A 17,837-nucleotide genomic window follows, 5' to 3' on the forward strand; every position below is an offset into this window, starting at 1 on the left:
GCACCCCTTACGATCCCCAAAAACACCCCGCCGCAAACGCCTTGCTCACAACAGGTTGACACAGGAAGTCTCATGCCAGCCGGATATCCCGGAGCGAGCAACTGAACCAGATGGCAGAGCCGTCGATATGCCGGTCCAATCCCGATCGGCGAAATTCGAAACGCCGGCGGGACAGAGGGGGTGTGAAGCAACGTGACGCTATGTTTCAAAATCGCTCCGCATGCTCAATCCAGTGACAGCGCCACCACCTCGCCTTCGCCCATCAGCGGCACGAAGATCTTTTCACCGTCCGTGCCGATATCGGCGCTGCCCGGCTTGAACTGCGCCATGGCCGTCGGCTTGCCGTCGGGCCTGTAGCTGTAGAGAGTGCCGGTCATGTAGGCGGTGGCGTAGATGGTGCCGCCGACGGCGATGACGCCGTCGAGATCGGCGAAGTTTTGAGCGCCGGGCAGCGGCGTGATCCTCTTCGTGGCGAGGTCGACCGACAGCAGGCCGCCGGGCTCGGCGGTGCTGAAATCGGCCTTGTTGATGCCCTTGCCCCACGAGGCGACGATCAGCCTGTCGCCATCGGCGAATACGCCATTGGGCGAGGCAAGCAGCGGGTCCTTGACGAACAGCTCCGGCCTGTCGTCGTCGATGCGGTAGATCGTGTCGGCCAGCATATCGCTGACATAGACCTTGCCCGCATCGTCCTGCGTCATATCGTTGAGGAACACAGAACCCGGCACGTCGATGGTCTCGACCAGCCTGCCGCTGGAGAGATCGACGACGCGGACCTTGGTGATGTCGGCGGCGTAGAGCCTGCCGCCGGCGATCGCCATGCCCTTGGGGGCGTCCATGCCGTCCACCCAGTGGCGGGCGATGACCTTGCCGTCCATCGACAGAAGCGACAAATAGCCATTACCGTCCGCCGCGCCGGGATCGCCGACGATGTTGGAGACGACGATGCGGTTGTGGGCGGTATCGACAAGCGCGGATTCCGGCTGTTCGAAGCCGGTGGCGCGCCAGAGCTCGCCGGCCTGCACAACCGGAGCCCCCGCGATGCCGGCGATGGCGATGACGGTCGAAGCGATGAGGGTCTTCATGGTGCTCTCCTGTGGTGACAGGGGAGAGAGCTAGATTTTTCGATACTTTTCGGGAAGTCGGATCGACGCTAGTATCGCTTATCGATACGAAATCGCGCGAACGAGGTGCATTCCATGAATGGTCCGATCTTCGAGGCGCTGAAACGGACGTTGAAGGCCAAGGGCCTGACCTATCGCACGTTGGCCCAGCGCATGGGCATTTCCGAGCCGACGGTGAAGCGCATCTTCCATGAGCGGAATTGCAAGCTCGACCGGCTCATGGAGATCTGCGCCGCGGCGGACGTCGAGTTGGAGAACGTGCTCGGCGCGATGAACAGGGGGCCGGGCCCGGCCAATCGTGTTTCACCGGAGATCGAGCGCCGGCTGGCGGCGCGGCCGGCTATGCTTTTTGTCTTCATCATGCTGTCGGAGAAATTCACGCCCCAAGGCATCATGCGCTCGCAAGGCCTGAGTGAAGCCTCGATGTTCCTCTATCTGCGCGACCTCGAGGAGCTAGGCCTGGTGGCGCTGGGGCGTGGCCTGTCGGCAAGGCTGCTCGTCGACACACCGATCCAGTGGGATTTCGAAGGGCCGCTGAAGCCGCATTTCGAAATGACCAACAAGAATTTTGTCGGCTGGGCAATCGGCCATATGGAACAGGCCGCGACCTTCATCAGCTTTTCCCGGCGCATGCGGCCGCAAACCGCCGAGATGCTGCGGCGCGAGGCCGACGAGCTCGCCGATCGCGCCCGGCTGCTCGCCCATCACGATCAGCACACCACGCCGGAGGACCAGCTCACCGGTTACAAATGGACCTTCGCCTTCGGCGCGACGCCCTTTCCCGCGATCATGCCGATCGGCCCGCACCCGCGGGATGCCGGAGCAAAGGCGGCGAAGGAGAAACGGGCGCTGCCGGCGTAGTGCTTTCCCCTTCTCCCACAAGGCCCACAAGGGGAGAAGTTAAAGGCGGCGTCACGCCGCTTTCGCTTCTTCCTGCGGGGCGGCGAGGTCGTCGCGCGCCTTGCGAGCCAATCTTTTGGCCGAGCGTTTCGGGCTGTCGCCGAAAAGCTCGGCGGCGTCGGCAAGGCAGGCCTTGGTCAGGCTCTTTTCGGAGCGCTTCAAGAGCTTGCGCAGAAGCTTGGTCTCATCGGCGGGGCCGAGCGGCTCGCCCTCGGCGTCTTGCAGCGCGCGCATGACGAAGATGTCATGCAATTCGCCAAGCTGCTCGCCGAGCTTATCGACCGCCTTGCGGCGCGCCTTGATCGGCGTTGGCCACAGGCGGCCGAGCAGGGACAGATGCATGGAATGCGTCTTGGCCGCCTTGCGCAGGTCGTGAAAGTCAGTGTCCTTGCCCCGGGACGCCGCCTTGTCCAGCGCCTTCTTCGCACGCCGCAAGGTGGCGCGGGCGCCGTCGGCCAATATGTCGGCGGCCTGTTCCGGCTGATCGGGAAGCGAAAGCCTGTCGATGCGCTCCAAGCCCTCGCGGCAGGCGGCTATCGCCGCATTGATGGCGGCGTCGAGGCCGGGGCCTGCATGGACCTCATGCTGGCGCAGTACCAGCCGGTCGCGCACGGGGTCCAGGCCGGCGCGGGCGGATTGTTCCGGAGAGGCATCGGCGAGACGATCGACGGTCTCGATCAAAGCGGTCGCCTCGCGAGGGCCGGCCAGCAGCGCCGACACCTGCTTGTAGCATTCGTTCTCGGTCTCGCAGAACGGTTCATCTCCGGAACGAACCAGGCGCAGCAAGGCGCGCACGCCTTTCAGCCGTTTGCGGCATTTATGCAGCCCCTGCTCCGGTTTCTCGCGCGCTGTCTCGAGATGGCCGATGGCCTTGCCGATCTCGTCGGCCAATATGCGCCTGACCTCGCCGGTCAGCGGCAAGCGCGGATCGATGCGGAAGCTCATGCGGCGATCTCCGGTATCCCCCCGAGAGCCAGCGACGCGTTGTAGAATCTCGACTCGCCGGTGACCTCGCGACCGAGCCAGTCGGGCAGCATTTCGTCCGATACGTCCTCCGGCGTCTCCAGTTCCGCGATCACCAACCCCGCGAGCTTGCCGTCGAAAACGTCGACTTCATAGAGATAGCCGCGGTGTCTAACATGGTGGCGTGTCTTCTCGATGACACGTCCGATGGCAAAGGCCATCAATTCCTCGGCCTCGGCAAGCGGGATCGAATATTCGAATTCGTCGCGCTCGCGCGCCCTGACGCCGAACTTCAGCGTCAGCTTGGCGGAGCGCCCGTCGCTGATGCGCACGCGCACGGTGCGGCCCGGCTGGGCGGCGACATAGAACTGGCGAATGCGGATCTCCGCCTCGACCTCGTCGCGCCAGGCGGAGCTGGAGACCAGGAACTTACGCTCGACTTCCTTGCCCATGGCCGCGCACTAAAGCCTGTAGGGGTCGGGAAGGCAAGCCGGCTCGGAGGTCAAAATTGACTTTAATCAATCGATTGATTAAATACGGGCCATGGAAAAGCGATCAAGTGCAAAAAGGCAGCAGCGCGAGGCCACCACCGCCGATCAAACACGCGCGGCGCTGGTGCACGCGGCGCTCAAGCTGTTCGGGCGGCAGGGTTTCGACGGCACGTCCACGCGCCAGATCGCGGCGGAAGCCAAGGCCAATATCGGCTCGATCGCCTATCATTTCGGCAGCAAGGAAGGCCTGCGCGCCGCCGCCGCCGACTTCATCGTCGAAACCATCCAGGGCATCGCCGGCCAGGTGCTGGGCGGGGCCCAAGCCACCGCGCCGGCAAACCCGGAAGCCGCGAGAGCACAGCTCTTCGCCGCGCTGGAGCGGATGGTGGGCTTCGTTGTCGTCAGTCCGCAGGCCGGCGAGATCGTACAATTCGTACTTCGCGAGCTTTCGCACCCGACGGCCGCGCTCGATCGCATCTATGGCGGCGTCTTCGAGCCGACGCACCGGCGGCTGTGCCAGATCTGGGAGCAGGCAACCGGCGAGCCGGCCGAGAGTGAGGCAACCCGGCTCACCGTTTTCACCGTGATCGGCCAGGTCATCTATTTCCGCATCGGTCGCGAAGCGGTGATGCGCCGGATGGGCTGGCGTGAGATCGGCGAGGAAGAGGCCGCCAAGGTGGTGGCGGCCACAACCGACAACCTCAGGGCAATGCTGGCGGCACGCAGGCCAGCCGCCGGCAAGAAGGGCAAATCATGAGCTTTCTCTGTTCGCTGCCGCTCGCGGCCCAGCTGTTCGGCGCCTGCGCGCCGGCAGCCCCTCTGGCCGTCGGCTATGTCGAGGGCGAATATGTGCTGATGGCGCCGATCGAAGTGGCGCAGGTGGCGACGGTGACGGTGAGGCGCGGTGACCGCGTCGAGACCGGCGCGGCGGTGGCGACGCTTGAAGATGCCGATGCCAGGATCGAGGTGGGGCAGGCCGAGGCCGCGCTGGCGCAGGCGCAGGCGCAGCTTGCCGACCTGCAGGTCGGCAAGCGTCCAGAAGAGATCGCCGTGCTCAAGGCCGAGGTCGACATGGCGAAAGCCCAGGCCGCCGACGCCAAGCGCAAATATGACCGCGCCAGCGACCTCTATAAGCGCGGCACCGGCACACAGGCCGATTACAACACCGCCTCGGCCTCGCTGGAAACCGCCAATGCCCAGGTCGGCCAGGCGGAAGCCAATCTCGCCGTCGGCAACCTGCCGGCGCGGCCCGAAACCATCAAGGCCGCCGACAACCAGGTCAAGCAGGCGCAGTCCACCCTGCGACAGGCGCAGTGGCGGCTGTCGAAGCGGGTGCTGACGGCGCCCTCGCCCGGCCGCGTCAACGACGTCATCCGCAATCCCGGCGACACGGCCGGGCCGACCGCGCCGGTGATATCGATGCTGCCGGACGGCGCCGTGAAGCTCAGCGTCTATGTCCCCGAAAGCGCGTTCTCGTCTGTCAAGGTCGGAACCGGGCTCAATGTCCACTGCGATGGCTGCGGGGCGGGGCTGAAGGCGCGCGTCAGCTATGTCTCGCCCGATCCCGAATTCACCCCCCCGGTGATCTACTCGCTCGAGAACCGGCAGAAGCTGGTCTATCTCGTCGAGGCGCGGCCGGAAGGCGATGCCGGGCCGTTGCAGCCGGGCCAGATCGTCGATGTCGATCTTGCGGATATCGGGCAATGAACGCCATCGACGTCCGCGGCCTGGTCAAGCGTTTCGGTGACAAGACGGTCGTCGACCATGTGACGATGACAGTCGCCGAAGGCGAGATCGTCGGCTTCCTCGGGCCGAACGGCTCGGGCAAGACGACGACCATCCGCATCATGTGCGGGCTGCTCACGCCGGACGAGGGCGATGGCACGGTGCTGGGATTCGACATCCGCACCGACGCGCTCAAGATCAAGCGCGAGGTCGGCTACATGACGCAGAAATTCTCGTTCTACGAGGATCTGACGATCGGCGAGAACCTCGAATTCGTGGCGCGGCTCTACCGGCTGAAACCGGTCGAGCAATATGTGGCGAGGACGCTGGAAGAACTCGGCCTGGCGAGCCGCCGCAACCAGTTGGCCGGAACGCTTTCCGGCGGCTGGAAGCAGCGGCTGGCGCTGGCGGCCTGCATCATGCACAAGCCGAAGCTGCTTCTGCTCGATGAGCCCACCGCCGGCGTCGACCCGAAGGCGAGGCGCGAGTTCTGGGACGAGATCCATCGCCTCGCCGGCGGCGGCCTGACGGTGCTTGTGTCCACCCATTACATGGACGAGGCCGAGCGCTGCCACCGCATCAGCTACATCTCCTACGGCAAGATGCTTGCCACCGGCACGGTCGACGAGGTGGTGAGGAATGCCGGGCTGACGACGTTCGTGCTGCATGGGCCGCGGCTCGACCAGGTGGCCGCGGCCTTGCAGGGCCGGCCGGGCGTCGACCAGGTGGCGCCGTTCGGCGCGACGCTGCATGTCGTCGGTTCCGACAAGGCGGCGCTGGAAAAGGCGCTTGCCGACGTCGAGAACGAGCACAAGGACGTGACGGTGACGCCGGGCGAGACCAGCCTCGAGGATGTGTTCATCCAGTTCATGTCCGGCTCGAAGGACAATATGGCATGAACGCGGTCTTCTCCTTCGCCAGGCTGGGCGCGCTGCTCATCAAGGAGTTCATCCAGATGCGGCGCGACCGCATCACCTTCGCCATGATGCTGGGCGTGCCGCTGATGCAGCTCGTGCTGTTCGGCTTTGCGATCAACAACGACCCGAAGAGCTTGCCGGCGGCGCTGGTGGCGACCAGCAGCGATCCCTACACGCGGGCGATGGTCTCGGCGCTGCAGACCACCGGCTATTACCGCTTCGACTATGTCGCGCAAAGCGCGGCGGAAGCCGAGTTCCTGATGGCGCGCGGCGACGTCTCCTTCGTCGTCACCATTCCCGCCGATTTCGCGCGCCGCGTCGAGCGCGGCGACAATCCACAGATCCTGATCGAGGCCGACGCCACCGACCCGTCCGTCGCCAGCGGCGCCATCTCCACGCTCAGCACCGTTGCCGGCCAGGCGCTGCTGCGAGCACAGGGCACCCAGGACGCGGCCAGGGAAGCGGCGCGCGGCCAGCTCGATGTCGTCGTGCACCGGCGCTACAATCCGGAAGGCGTCTCGCAATACAACATCGTGCCCGGCCTGCTCGGCGTCATCCTGCAGATGACCATGGTGATGATGACGGCCATGGCGCTGACCCGGGAAACCGAGCGCGGCACGATGGAAAACCTTTTAGCCATGCCCTCGAGCCCGCTGGAGATCATGCTGGGCAAGGTGCTGCCTTACCTCGTGGTCGGCGCCGTGCAGGTGGTGGTGGTGCTGGTGGCGGCGAAGCTCCTGTTCGGCATCCCCTTCGTCGGCAGCCTGACGCTGCTGCTCTCCTCGGTGCTGGTCTTCGTGCTTTCGCTGGTTCTGCTCGGCTATACGATCTCGACCATGGCCCGCTCGCAGATGCAGGCCATGCAGCTGACCTTCTTCTTTTTCCTGCCGTCGCTGCTGCTCTCCGGCTTCATGTTCCCCTATCGCGGCATGCCGGGCTGGGCGCAGACCTTTGGCGAGATCTTTCCGCTGACGCACTTCCTGCGCATCACCCGCGCGGTCATGCTGAAGGGCGCCGAGCTGCCGGCGGTTGCGACGGAAATCGGCTGGCTGGCGGTGTTCGTGGCGCTGTTCGCCGGCGTGGCCCTGGTGCGGTTCAGGCGTACGCTGGATTAGATCCCGGTCATGCTTGTGAGTCGGGATCGCGGCTCCAGCGCTTGTCCGCGTCCGGCGGTTGGCCGGAACTTGGCCGATTTGTTCAATCGTCGCATGGTCGCTTTCGATATCTTCACCGATATACGGGCCGTGACCGAGTCGTAAGGTCAACCGACCACTATAAGGGAGAAGTGCGATGAGAGCGCGATTTGGAATATTGACGCTCGGCGTAGACGATCTTGAGCGGTCTCTGAAGTTTTACCGCGACGGCCTTGGATTGCTCACGGAGGGCATCGTCGGGCAAGAGTTTGAGCACGGTGCGATCGCCATCTTCCATCTCGAGGGCGGCATGGTGCTTAGCCTGTTTCCACGCAGCGACCTCGGACTCGATGCGGGCATCGATCCTACACCACGCAGCCCCACAGAATTCAGTATTGGCCACAATGTGTCCAGCGAAGCCGAGGTCGATCAAGTGATGGCGCGGGCCGAGACCGCGGGAGCGCACATCACGATGCCTGCGCGCAAGACTTTCTGGGGCGGCTATGCTGGCTATTTTCAGGATCCCGACGGTCATCTCTGGGAGATACTCCACAATCCGGCGTTCCTCCCGAGCGAAGCATGAGCATGAGACCCGGTCAGCCGATCGGAAAGGCGTTCGCCTCCGGGGCAGGCGTCACCCCCCGAGGCCAATCGCCCACCTCTACGCCGCGGCCATGATCCCGGCATAGGTGCTGAAATCGACATTGCCGCCGGAGAGAACGACTGCAACAGTTTTGCCGGCGAGGTCGATCTCGCCGGATGACAGCGCGGCAAACGCCACGCAGCCGCCGGGCTCGACCACAAGCTTGAGATAGGCCATGGCGTCGCGCATCGCCTGGGCAGCGGCCTCGTCGGAGACGGCGATGGCGCCGGCGAGATTTTTGCGGTTGATCTCGAAGGTGATGGCGCCGGGCTCGGCGGTGAGCAGCGCGTCGCAGATCGAGCTGTAGCCAGGTTCGTTCGCGACCCTTTCGCCCTTGGCCAGCGAGCGGCGCGTGTCGTCGAAATGCTCCGGCTCGACCGCCCAGACTTGCGTGCTGGGCGAGGCGTCCTTCACCGCGACGGAAATGCCGCTCGACAGGCCGCCGCCGCCGCAAGGGATGATGACGGCATCGAGCGCCACGCCGAGCACCTTCGCCTGCCGCATCAACTCCAGCCCGATCGTGCCCTGGCCGGCGATGATGGCCGGATCGTCGAATGGCGGCACCAACGCCATGCCTTGTTCGATATAGGGGCGAACGACCGTCATGCGATCCTCCTTGAAACGGTCGAACGTCACCACCTCGGCGCCCATCCTGCGGACATTGCCGATTTTCATCGCCGGCGCGTCGGCCGGCATCGCGATCACCGCCCTGACGCCGAACATGGCGGCCGAGGCCGCCACGCCCTGCGCATGGTTGCCGGACGAGAAGGCGACGACGCCCCGCCCGCGCTCTTCCTCGCTCAGCGTCGACAATTTGTTATAGGCGCCGCGGATCTTGAAGGAGCCGGTGCGCTGCAGCGTCTCGGGCTTGAACAGGATGCGGCCGCCATGGCGCCTGTTGAGCTCCGGTGATTCGATCAGCGGCGTTTCGACGATCAGGCCGGAAAGCCGCTCGGCGGCGGCGCGGATGTCCAGGATGCCGGGCAGGGTGGTCATGGTGCAGGCCTTGCGAAAGAACGGGATCGCCCATGGTGCACGGAAAAGGCCGGCGCGCGCCAACGAAAAAATGTGATGGGGACAAGTTGGCGATGATGACGACGGCGGCGGGACTGCTGATCTCCCCACGCAATGGGGAGATTGGCAGTTTCCGCGCCGGCGCCATTCGCCTCAAAGCACCATGCTAGCGATTTTGCCTGTGAGGACCTCTTCCGATCCCCTGCCGGCGCCCGCTCACCCCAGCAGCGTGGGCGTCCGCTTCTTGCCGCCGAGCTTGCGCCAGGTGTTGAAGCGGTGGGTGGCGGCGGCGAAGGATATCTTCATCTGCTGGGAAACCGTGTAGCGCGACTTGCCCTCGTCGAACATGCGGTAGCAGCACTCAGCACCCTCCTCGGTCAGCTTGCCGTCCGGCGTCTTGTTGTGCGGGTTGGCCGGGTCGAACTTCTCGAGCTGTTCTAGGACGAGGCCCCTCAGGCGCTGCAGGTCGGCCTCGATGCCGGCGATAAGATCGAGCACCGGCTTGGCGTCGAATGCGTGCGGCGTCTTCTTCTCCGTCATTCCGTCGGTCTCCTTCGATTTCAGCTGTTATCGGCAATATAGGCAAACATTCGGTAATAATGAAGAGTTGGACAGCGCCGCGCCGATCACGCTTTCTGGCGCGTCGCTTGTGCCGTGCGCAATTGACGGCCGCGAGCCAAGATCCTAGTTTAGAACCATTCTAAACTAGAGTGATCCCATCATGCTTTCTCGTGTCTTCGGCTTCGGCCGCCGTTCGTTCGATTCCTTGTCGGAACAGGAGATCCTGGCGCTGGCGATCTCCTCCGAGGAGGATGACGGGCGCATCTATCGCGCCTATGCCGATGGCCTGGCGCAGGATTTTCCGCAGTCGGCCAAGGTGTTCGAGGCCATGGCCGAGGAAGAGGACGGCCATCGCGATTCCCTCATCGAGCTGCACCGCAAGCGTTTCGGTGAGCGCATTCCCCTGATCCGGCGCGAGCATGTCAGGGGCTTTTACGAGCGCAAGCCCGACTGGCTGGTGCGGCCGCTCGGCATCGAGCATGTGCGCCGGCAGGCCGAGGAAATGGAGCGGCAGGCCTACCGCTTCTATGTCGAGGCGGCCAAGCGCACCACCGACGCCTCGACCCGCAAGCTGCTGGACTGGCTGGCTGCGGCCGAACTCGGCCACGAGAATTCCGCGCATGAACTGGAGCAGAAGCACCTGCCGGGAGAGGTCAAGGAGGAGGAGGCGAATGTGGAGCAGCGCCAGTTCATCCTCACTTATGTGCAGCCCGGGCTGGCCGGGCTGATGGACGGCTCGGTGTCGACGCTGGCGCCGATCTTCGCCGCCGCCTTCGCCACGCATGCCACGTTCCAGACCTTCCTCGTCGGCCTCGCCGCCTCGATCGGCGCCGGCATCTCGATGGGCTTCACCGAAGTGGCCTCCGACGACGGCAAGCTTTCGGGGCGCGGTTCGCCGCTCAAGCGGGGCTTGACCGTCGGCATCATGACGACGCTGGGCGGGCTCGGCCACGCGCTGCCTTACCTTATCCCCTATTTCTGGACGGCAACGATCGTCGCCGCGGTGGTGGTATTCTTCGAGCTCTGGGCGATCGCCTTCATCCAGAACCGCTACATGCAGACGCCGTTCTGGCGCGCCGCCTTCCAGGTGGTGCTGGGTGGCGCGTTGGTGTTCGGGGCAGGCGTGCTGATCGGGAACGCCTAGAGCAATTCCAGGAAAAGTGTGAGCGGTTTTCCGTCCGGAATTGCGTAAAAACAAGGAGGTAGCCGCGCCCTACTGCGTCAGCACCGTTTCCGACGGGCGCTGGTTGTAGTCGCATTTGCCGGTGGTGGTGTAGAAGAAGTCGGCGTTGCTGACATCGGCAGGCACCGGGTTGCCGCCGTCTTCCCAGGCCTGGTATCCGGGCTGGCCGCAGGGCACGGCGGTGAAGATGTTGACGGTCTGGCCGGTCGCAACCTCCGGCATGTTGGTGGTGCTGGCGCCGATATAGAGGCGGTTCGAGGTGGCGGGATCGTCCGACCGCAGCGTCGTCGGATTGCCCGAAGGCACCTTCATCTCCAGGTAAAGCTTGTCCATCTGGCTGACGTCGATCACCGCGCCGGCGCCATTGGCGGGATAGAAGGTGTCGGCGCAAGAATAGTTGGTACCGTATTGATCGGTCTGGATCACTGATCCGGCGGGCAGGTTTTTCTGGAGGGACTTCAGTGTGCCGGTCGTGCACACCTGCTTTTGCACCACCGTGCTGGTGGACCCGTTGATGGTGCTCACCGTGGTCGTGCCGTAGCCCTTCGGATCCCCATAGCCGTTATAGCTATAGCTGATCGTCATCAGCGGCCTGGCCACCGTGTCGCCGAACTTGGTGCCGTAGAGGGTCATGGTCTTTGCCCAGTAGCCCGAAACCTTCGTCACCTTGAAGGTGGACTGCACCAGCGCCGGCGTCTTGCGCACCGCGGAGGCGACGCCGACCTGCACCGTGTTGATGCGGGCGATCTGCATGAAATTGGTCGGCATCGGATAGCTGGCCGTGGCGGCGAAGGTCGCCGAGCCGTCAGCGGCGACGTTGACGCTGGTGAGCGTCGCCGTGCCTTGCCCGCTATTGGCCACATAGGCCTGCTGCAGCGCAGTCTGCCGGTCTCCCAGCGATGTGGTGGTGGGCAGCGTGGTGATCGAGATGATCGCGGCGTCGAGCGCGTTCTGCATGTCGCTGCGGGTCGTCACCGCCGAGGTATAGTCGACCGAAAAGCCGACTGCCGTCACCAGCGGGATCGTCAGCAGCACCATCATCGGCATCATCGAGCCATCGCGGCTGGCAAGGAAGCGCCTCGCCGCTCCGGCCACCCCGGCCGGGCTGAACTTTCGAACTGAACTGGGCATTCTTTGGGCCTTCATCGTCACGTCATCGAGCCGGTTACCATCCGCGCGCGGAGCATGCCCTAAAGCGGTGGATGAATGTTTAAGCGCATTTGAATGCTTTGTGAGTGGGATACAGCTAACCCCCGCCGCTTGCCCCTCAACCCCGCCCCTGCTAAAGCGCGCCGCATGACGACGCCCCTCGACCACATCCGCAATTTCTCCATCGTCGCCCATATCGACCATGGCAAATCCACGCTTGCCGACCGGCTGATCCAGCTCACCGGCGCGCTGGAGGAGCGCGACATGAAGGAGCAGGTGCTGGACTCGATGGATATCGAGCGCGAGCGCGGCATCACCATCAAGGCCCAGACCGTCAGGCTCAACTACCGCGCCAGGAACGGCGAGGATTATGTGCTGAACCTCATCGACACGCCCGGCCATGTCGACTTCGCCTATGAGGTGTCGCGGTCGCTGGCCGCCTGCGAGGGTTCGCTGCTGGTCGTCGACGCCAGCCAGGGCGTCGAGGCGCAGACGCTGGCCAATGTCTACCAGGCCATCGACAATAACCACGAGATCGTCGTGGTGCTGAACAAGGTCGACCTGCCGGCGGCCGAGCCCGAGCGCATCCGCGAGCAGGTGGAGGAGGTGATCGGCCTCGACGCCTCCAACGCGGTGCTGATCTCGGCCAAGACCGGCCAGGGCGTGCCGGACGTGCTGGAGGCGATTGTCCACCAGCTGCCGCCGCCGCGCGAGGGCGACATCAACGCGCCCTTGAAGGCCATGCTGGTCGATTCCTGGTACGACGCCTATCTCGGCGTCATCGTTCTGGTGCGCATCATCGACGGCGTCATGAAGAAGGGCCAGACCATCCGCATGATGGGCACCGGCGCGAAGTATCTCGTGGAGCGTACCGGCGTGTTCAAGCCGGCCCGCGTCAATGTCGACGAGCTCGGCCCGGGCGAGTTCGGTTTCTTCACCGGCTCGATCAAGGAAGTGGCCGACACCCGCGTCGGCGACACCATCACCGAGGACCGCCGCCCGACGCAAAAGGCGCTGCCGGGCTTCAAGCCGGCGCAGCCGGTGGTGTTCTGCGGCCTGTTCCCGGTCGACGCCGCCGATTTCGAGGATCTGCGCGCCGCCGTCGGCAAGCTGCGCCTCAACGACGCCAGCTTCTCCTACGAGATGGAGACCTCCGCCGCGCTCGGCTTCGGCTTCCGCTGCGGCTTCCTCGGTCTGTTGCACCTGGAGATCATCCAGGAGCGGCTGGAGCGCGAGTTCAACCTCGACCTCATCGCCACGGCGCCTTCCGTCGTCTACCGCATGAACCTTATCGACGGCACGGTGAAGGAGCTGCACAACCCGGCCGACATGCCCGACGTGGTCAAGATCGCCTCGATCGAGGAGCCGTGGATCCGCGCCACGATCCTCACCCCCGACGACTATCTCGGCGGCATCCTGAAACTCTGCCAGGACAGGCGCGGCATCCAGGCCGACCTCTCCTATGTCGGCAAACGCGCCATGCTGACCTACGACCTGCCGCTCAACGAGGTGGTGTTCGATTTCTACGACCGGCTGAAGTCGATCTCCAAGGGCTACGCCTCCTTCGACTATCACCTGACCGACTATCGCGAGGGCGACCTGGTCAAGATGTCGATCCTGGTCAATGACGAGCCGGTCGACGCTTTATCCATGCTGGTGCACCGCTCGGCGGCCGAAAAGCGTGGCCGGCAGATGTGCGAGAAGCTGAAGGAGCTGATCCCGCAGCACCTGTTCAAGATCCCGATCCAGGCGGCGATCGGCGGCCGCATCATCGCCCGCGAGACCGTCTCGGCCCTGCGCAAGGACGTCACCGCCAAATGCTATGGCGGCGACGTGACCCGCAAGCGCAAGCTGCTCGACAAGCAGAAAGAGGGCAAGAAGCGGATGCGCCAGTTCGGCAAGGTGGACATCCCGCAGGAGGCGTTTATCCAGGCGCTGAAGATGGGCGATTGAGGGAGGCGAAGAGGCTCCTTCCTCAGCTTGGAACTTGCATTTTTCAATTCGCTGGTGTCCGCTACCGGAGCTCGGGTATGAGCGTCAATGGAGGGGCACTTGAAAGCATTTCTGTCACACTCTTCGACTGACAAAGGATATGTCGAAGAGGTTGCATCGTTCCTCAAGCCGGGGACATATGAACTAGACAGCGAAACTTTCGATCGTGGAATATTAAATGCTCAAGCAATAGTCGATGCCTTGAAAAGGTCTACGCTATTTGTTCTTTTTTTTGTCAGAAAATTCCTTAGCGTCCAACTATGTAAATTTTGAGATATTTCTCGCCAGGGAGCTATACGCGCAAGGCATAATTGAACGGATACTTGTGATATGTCTAGACGACATTTCATTTTCAAGAGTGTCAGAGACGCTCAGGTTTCATAATTTTGTTCGAAAGGCGGGTGATAGCTCTAGTTCTGCCCGACTAATAACTAGCGTTCTTATTTCGGCTGGTAGCAGTGAGAGAGAGTATACCCATCCCTTCATCAACCGCGAGTCCGAGTTGAAAGAGCTGCAAGATCAAATATTTGATCTCCAACGGCCAGCGACAAGGACTTTCTTTCTTTCCGGAAACCCTGGAGCAGGTCGACGATCGCTCGCTAAAAAGGTCTTTTCGGATCAGTACCCTCAAGTGAACAGGTCTTTCCGGAGATAGAAATCGACGCCTACGACGGCTCCGAGGAAATTCATCGCAAGCTAATATCTAGATAAGACCGACATCGACTGGCAAAGAGATTCGAGCGATAGAAGCCGGATTCCGGATAGCAAACGAGGACGAGAAATGTAGGCAAATAGCTGAGATCATAAACTCACTGCTAGCAGTCAGAGAATCAATGGTGTTTATCGACCTTGGGGGGATTTTGGCTGACGACGGATCTCTAGAGCCTGTAATAGATCGAATTATAAACTATCTTATTCCAAAACCTCACCCGCCGCTCACAATTGTTGCTCCTCGGATGGTGCCTCGGAAGCTGCGGCGAGAGGCTGACGATATCGGATACTGTGGAGTTAAATCGCTTTCACACGAGACAGCCAGAAGATTAGTCAAAAGTTTGCTTAAAGCACAAGATCTTTACGCTACAGATGCTGAAGTGGAGAGCTTAACTGAACTGGGTGAGGGGCACCCATATAACTACTATCGTATGGTAGGTGAGATAAAAGAAAAATCTATCTCAGTGTTTCTAAGCACTGTCAACCAATTTGTCGAGTGGAAGCATCGTAAGTCATCGGAATATGTGAAAAGACTTAAGCTAAGTGATGACGAAATAGCTGTTGTTTCGGCTTTGAATCTTATACCCCAGGCTGACTTTGAAGCCCTCGCCGCGTCGTTGCATATGGTACCTGAAGCATTGGGAATGGCTCTAGAGAAGTTAATTTATGACCATGTCGTCGAGTTTTCGATTGACCTATACAAAATATCTCCTGCCCTTCGAGTGGCTGTGGAGCGGGACAGGCGCTTCACTCTCTCCAAAGCCGCTCGAGCTGAGATACTTGGGACTATAGCTAAAACCCTGACGGTAAGGATCGAAGAGGGTACTGCAGCGGTACAGCTTGTGGATGCGGCTGTATTAGCTGAAATCGAAACCGCCGCAGGCGTCAGCGCCTTCGCTCAGGCCCTGGTTCTACCATCGCACTATGTCTGGTTGGCGCGCCGAAGCTACGATCGTCAGGATTTTCAAGAGAGCATCAGATTGGCGCGCATCGGCTTAGAAGGAAAGGGGAGGCTGTCGCGCAACGGCAAGGTTGCGGCCTGTCGATATCTTTGCCCCAGTGCGGCGCGACTTGGGGATGACGCGGCATTTGCGGAGGGGATAGCTATATTAAAAGCCGACTCTGGCGCGAGTTGGACAAGGAGCAACATAGAATTTTTGCTAGGCTTTAACGAAAGGCTGAAAGGGAACCTGCCTCAGGCGGAGGACCATCTTCGGGAAGCTCTTGCGTTTTCTACCGATAATTTCTCTGCGGCGCGGGAATTAGCGTCGGTTTGTGCAGCTCGCGGCAATTTGGATGATGCCGAAGCTTTTGCGAGAGAGGCGCAGCAGCAGGCTCCTGACAATGCGTACGTCCTTGACATACTAATTTCTGTTTTGATTAGAAGGCATGGGCGCAGTGTAAAACACTCAACTGAAATAGAAGGACTATTCCAATCGTTGGAGAAGGTCGGCGACGAAGGCGGAAGATCATTCTATACGACAAGAAGGGCGGAATTTGAACACTTGTGGGGGGATAACAGGGAGGCGCTTCGTCTTATCGACGTGGCAGTCAGGAAAACCCCGCGGATCTTCGATGTGCATAGATTGCGGGCTCGAATATTGCTTAAAGATGGAAACAAGGGCGAGGCGTGGAAGAAGATAAGTAAGTTAAAGGAGATAATTGACTCTCATTCGACATCGGAACGACGGGCCAATTATAGAGGCTATGTTGAGGTGCTCGCCGAGTATCTGGAGGCAACAGGGCGATATAAAGAAGCCAAAGAGCTCTTTCGCGATGATGCAGCATTCACGAAGGCCGAGCGAGACAACAAGATAAAAGAAATCGAGATATCGGAAAGCTATTCGCGGGCATAGATTGACAGGGTCGTGCGTTACCGATGGCGTAGAAGGAATATTGCGCTATCGGGGGAAGACGTAACAGGGCGATCCTAAACCCTTTGACCTATCCCCACCTCGTTGTATCCTCCCCTCCGGCTCGGGGAGACATCACATGCGCTCCACCTCGGATACCGTCGCCGCGTTCGGCCTCGCCGTCGGCGGCGCGTTGGGCATGCCGGCACGTTCGTCGGCAGCGACGCGCTGCGCGAGACGCTGTGGACCATCGACGGCGTCGGCGTCGTCGTCGCGGCGGCGCTGCTCACCATGAAATACCAGCGGCTCGGCAATAATCTGGTCGCGGCCGGCTTCCTCACTTTCCTCGCCGGCGAGAGCCTGCTTCTGGCCGGCAATGCGGCGGGGTTGCAGGCGAGCGTGCCTTCCTATGCCGGCGGCATTGCGCTTTGGGCGACGGGGCTGGTTATGGTCAGCGCGCAGGCCACTTTCGCGCTCTGGATGCGGCTCACGGGGCACATTGACGCCGTGCTCTTCACTGTTTCGGTCCTGATGATCCTGTGGGGCGCGCCGCTTTTGCCCACCTCGTCGCCGCTGCCGGCGCTCGGCTATGCGTTCCTGGTGCTGACCTTCATCGGCTGGATCTGGACGCTGCTGAAAGCGGAGCGCTGAGCGCGAAGGCCATGGCCGCGCCGCTCGAACTCCGCAACAGCCCGTCGGGAAAGATCCTGCCCGCCCTCGGGCCGTTCCTGATCGGCGGCATCTTCGGCTTCGGCGCGCTGCAGGGTCTGGCTTCGAGCGCGGATGGCGGGCATGTGCTGTGGATCGCGCTACTCGGCGCCGCTTGTCTCGCGCTCGGCGCTTTCATCGCGCGCGGCGCCTTCGACACCTCGGTCAAGGTCGTGCTGAACAGCCAGGGTTTCCGCGATAGCCGCGCCGGCGACGTGCTGGTGCCGTGGAGCAAGGTGAAAAGCGTGCGCCTCGCCGCCGGCGGCAAGGGCGCGGCGATGCTCAATTTCGAGCTCACAGGGGAACCTCCCGACGCGATCAAATATTCCTCCGCCAACGCCTTCGGCCTGATGCCCTTCGGCAAGACCACTGTGCACATGGAGATCTCCTCGCTCGACGTGCGCGGCCAGGACCTGGTCGACGCGGTGAAGAAATTTGCGCCGCATGTGGTGGTGAGGCGCTGATTCTTCCTCCCCCCTTTGTGGGGATCGGAGGCGCCGAAGCTGCTAGTCTCCCCCCTCGTGGGGGCGCGAAGGAACGCGGCGCCCCCAAGTTCGAGATTCCTCGCCCCACGAAGTGGGGAGAGGTGGCTCGGCGAAGCCGAGACGGAGAGGGGAGCGCCCTACGAAGGCCCCCTCTCTGTCCGCTTCGCGGCCACCTCTCCCCCGCCTTTGGCGGGGGCGAGGAACCCACTGTCCGAACCGGATAGATAGGTAACAGAATGGACCGATTAGATGGGTGACAGTTTTCTTGCCAGCCGGGAGGACCGG

At 62.3% G+C, this 17,837-nt stretch carries 17 protein-coding genes; 11 read left to right on the forward strand and 6 right to left on the reverse strand.

Annotated elements, in window-relative coordinates; genetic code table 11:
* Nucleotides 1-224: 224 nt before the first annotated feature.
* The gene (locus P9272_RS34760; protein ID WP_278164663.1) at nucleotides 225-1,085 is read right to left on the reverse strand and encodes an ATP/GTP-binding protein; all 861 of its coding nucleotides are present in this window, start codon (nucleotides 1,083-1,085) and stop codon (nucleotides 225-227) included.
* Between the two features lie 114 nt (nucleotides 1,086-1,199).
* Here P9272_RS34760 and P9272_RS34765 point away from each other — a divergent pair, with 114 nt between their 5' ends.
* A complete protein-coding gene (locus P9272_RS34765) occupies nucleotides 1,200-1,985 on the forward strand; it encodes a helix-turn-helix transcriptional regulator (protein WP_278164664.1) in 786 nt (261 codons plus the stop codon).
* 51 nt (nucleotides 1,986-2,036) lie between these two features.
* Here P9272_RS34765 and P9272_RS34770 read toward each other — a convergent pair whose 3' ends face one another.
* Both P9272_RS34770 and P9272_RS34775 read right to left on the reverse strand, forming a co-directional pair.
* Complete coding sequence (locus P9272_RS34770) at nucleotides 2,037-2,969, reverse strand: CHAD domain-containing protein (RefSeq protein ID WP_278164666.1); 933 nt, start codon at nucleotides 2,967-2,969, stop codon at nucleotides 2,037-2,039.
* Nucleotides 2,966-3,439 carry a CYTH domain-containing protein gene (locus P9272_RS34775; RefSeq protein WP_128257802.1) on the reverse strand — a complete coding sequence of 158 codons (474 nt, stop codon included), beginning with the start codon at nucleotides 3,437-3,439 and terminating at the stop codon, nucleotides 2,966-2,968. The genes P9272_RS34770 and P9272_RS34775 overlap by 4 nt, the downstream gene beginning before the upstream one ends.
* A gap of 91 nt (nucleotides 3,440-3,530) precedes the next feature.
* Here P9272_RS34775 and P9272_RS34780 point away from each other — a divergent pair, with 91 nt between their 5' ends.
* The 5 genes from P9272_RS34780 (at nucleotide 3,531) to P9272_RS34800 (ending at nucleotide 7,836) form a co-directional block, all read left to right on the forward strand.
* Nucleotides 3,531-4,235: a CerR family C-terminal domain-containing protein gene (locus P9272_RS34780; RefSeq protein WP_278164670.1), complete on the forward strand. Its 705-nt coding sequence runs from the start codon at nucleotides 3,531-3,533 to the stop codon at nucleotides 4,233-4,235.
* Nucleotides 4,232-5,185: an HlyD family efflux transporter periplasmic adaptor subunit gene (locus tag P9272_RS34785; RefSeq protein ID WP_128257800.1), complete on the forward strand. Its 954-nt coding sequence runs from the start codon at nucleotides 4,232-4,234 to the stop codon at nucleotides 5,183-5,185. Before P9272_RS34780 ends, P9272_RS34785 begins: the two co-directional genes overlap by 4 nt.
* Nucleotides 5,182-6,102: an ABC transporter ATP-binding protein gene (locus P9272_RS34790; RefSeq protein ID WP_278164672.1), complete on the forward strand. Its 921-nt coding sequence runs from the start codon at nucleotides 5,182-5,184 to the stop codon at nucleotides 6,100-6,102. The genes P9272_RS34785 and P9272_RS34790 overlap by 4 nt, the downstream gene beginning before the upstream one ends.
* Nucleotides 6,099-7,235, forward strand: coding sequence for an ABC transporter permease (locus P9272_RS34795; protein WP_278164673.1), 1,137 nt, complete (start codon nucleotides 6,099-6,101; stop codon nucleotides 7,233-7,235). Before P9272_RS34790 ends, P9272_RS34795 begins: the two co-directional genes overlap by 4 nt.
* A 175-nt stretch (nucleotides 7,236-7,410) precedes the next feature.
* A complete protein-coding gene (locus tag P9272_RS34800; protein ID WP_278164674.1) occupies nucleotides 7,411-7,836 on the forward strand; it encodes a VOC family protein in 426 nt (141 codons plus the stop codon).
* A 78-nt stretch (nucleotides 7,837-7,914) separates the two neighbouring features.
* Here P9272_RS34800 and P9272_RS34805 read toward each other — a convergent pair whose 3' ends face one another.
* Both P9272_RS34805 and P9272_RS34810 read right to left on the reverse strand, forming a co-directional pair.
* On the reverse strand, nucleotides 7,915-8,892 hold the full coding sequence (locus P9272_RS34805; protein WP_278164676.1) for a threonine/serine dehydratase: 978 nt from the start codon (nucleotides 8,890-8,892) through the stop codon (nucleotides 7,915-7,917).
* A 234-nt stretch (nucleotides 8,893-9,126) separates the two neighbouring features.
* Nucleotides 9,127-9,450 (reverse strand): hypothetical protein, encoded by a 324-nt coding sequence (locus P9272_RS34810; RefSeq protein ID WP_128257795.1) that lies wholly within the window; start codon nucleotides 9,448-9,450, stop codon nucleotides 9,127-9,129.
* Nucleotides 9,451-9,631: 181 nt separating this feature from the next.
* On the opposite strand from P9272_RS34810, the gene mbfA reads away from it, so the two are divergent.
* Nucleotides 9,632-10,615: an iron exporter MbfA gene (gene mbfA / locus P9272_RS34815; RefSeq protein ID WP_278164679.1), complete on the forward strand. Its 984-nt coding sequence runs from the start codon at nucleotides 9,632-9,634 to the stop codon at nucleotides 10,613-10,615.
* A 69-nt stretch (nucleotides 10,616-10,684) separates the two neighbouring features.
* On the opposite strand, the gene P9272_RS34820 is transcribed toward mbfA, so the two are convergent.
* Entirely contained in the window at nucleotides 10,685-11,785 is a 1,101-nt protein-coding gene (locus P9272_RS34820; RefSeq protein ID WP_278164681.1) for a TadE/TadG family type IV pilus assembly protein, read from the reverse strand.
* A gap of 165 nt (nucleotides 11,786-11,950) precedes the next feature.
* Here P9272_RS34820 and lepA point away from each other — a divergent pair, with 165 nt between their 5' ends.
* The 4 genes from lepA (at nucleotide 11,951) to P9272_RS34840 (ending at nucleotide 17,531) form a co-directional block, all read left to right on the forward strand.
* Entirely contained in the window at nucleotides 11,951-13,756 is a 1,806-nt protein-coding gene (lepA, locus tag P9272_RS34825; protein WP_278164683.1) for a translation elongation factor 4, read from the forward strand.
* 872 nt (nucleotides 13,757-14,628) lie between these two features.
* Entirely contained in the window at nucleotides 14,629-16,362 is a 1,734-nt protein-coding gene (locus P9272_RS34830; RefSeq protein WP_278164686.1) for a tetratricopeptide repeat protein, read from the forward strand.
* A gap of 102 nt (nucleotides 16,363-16,464) precedes the next feature.
* On the forward strand, nucleotides 16,465-17,010 hold the full coding sequence (locus P9272_RS34835; RefSeq protein ID WP_278164687.1) for a hypothetical protein: 546 nt from the start codon (nucleotides 16,465-16,467) through the stop codon (nucleotides 17,008-17,010).
* 11 nt (nucleotides 17,011-17,021) lie between these two features.
* Nucleotides 17,022-17,531, forward strand: coding sequence for a hypothetical protein (locus tag P9272_RS34840; protein ID WP_278164690.1), 510 nt, complete (start codon nucleotides 17,022-17,024; stop codon nucleotides 17,529-17,531).
* Nucleotides 17,532-17,837 lie beyond the last annotated feature (306 nt).

This window comes from Mesorhizobium sp. WSM4976, from assembly GCF_029625685.1.
GTDB lineage: Bacteria > Pseudomonadota > Alphaproteobacteria > Rhizobiales > Rhizobiaceae > Mesorhizobium.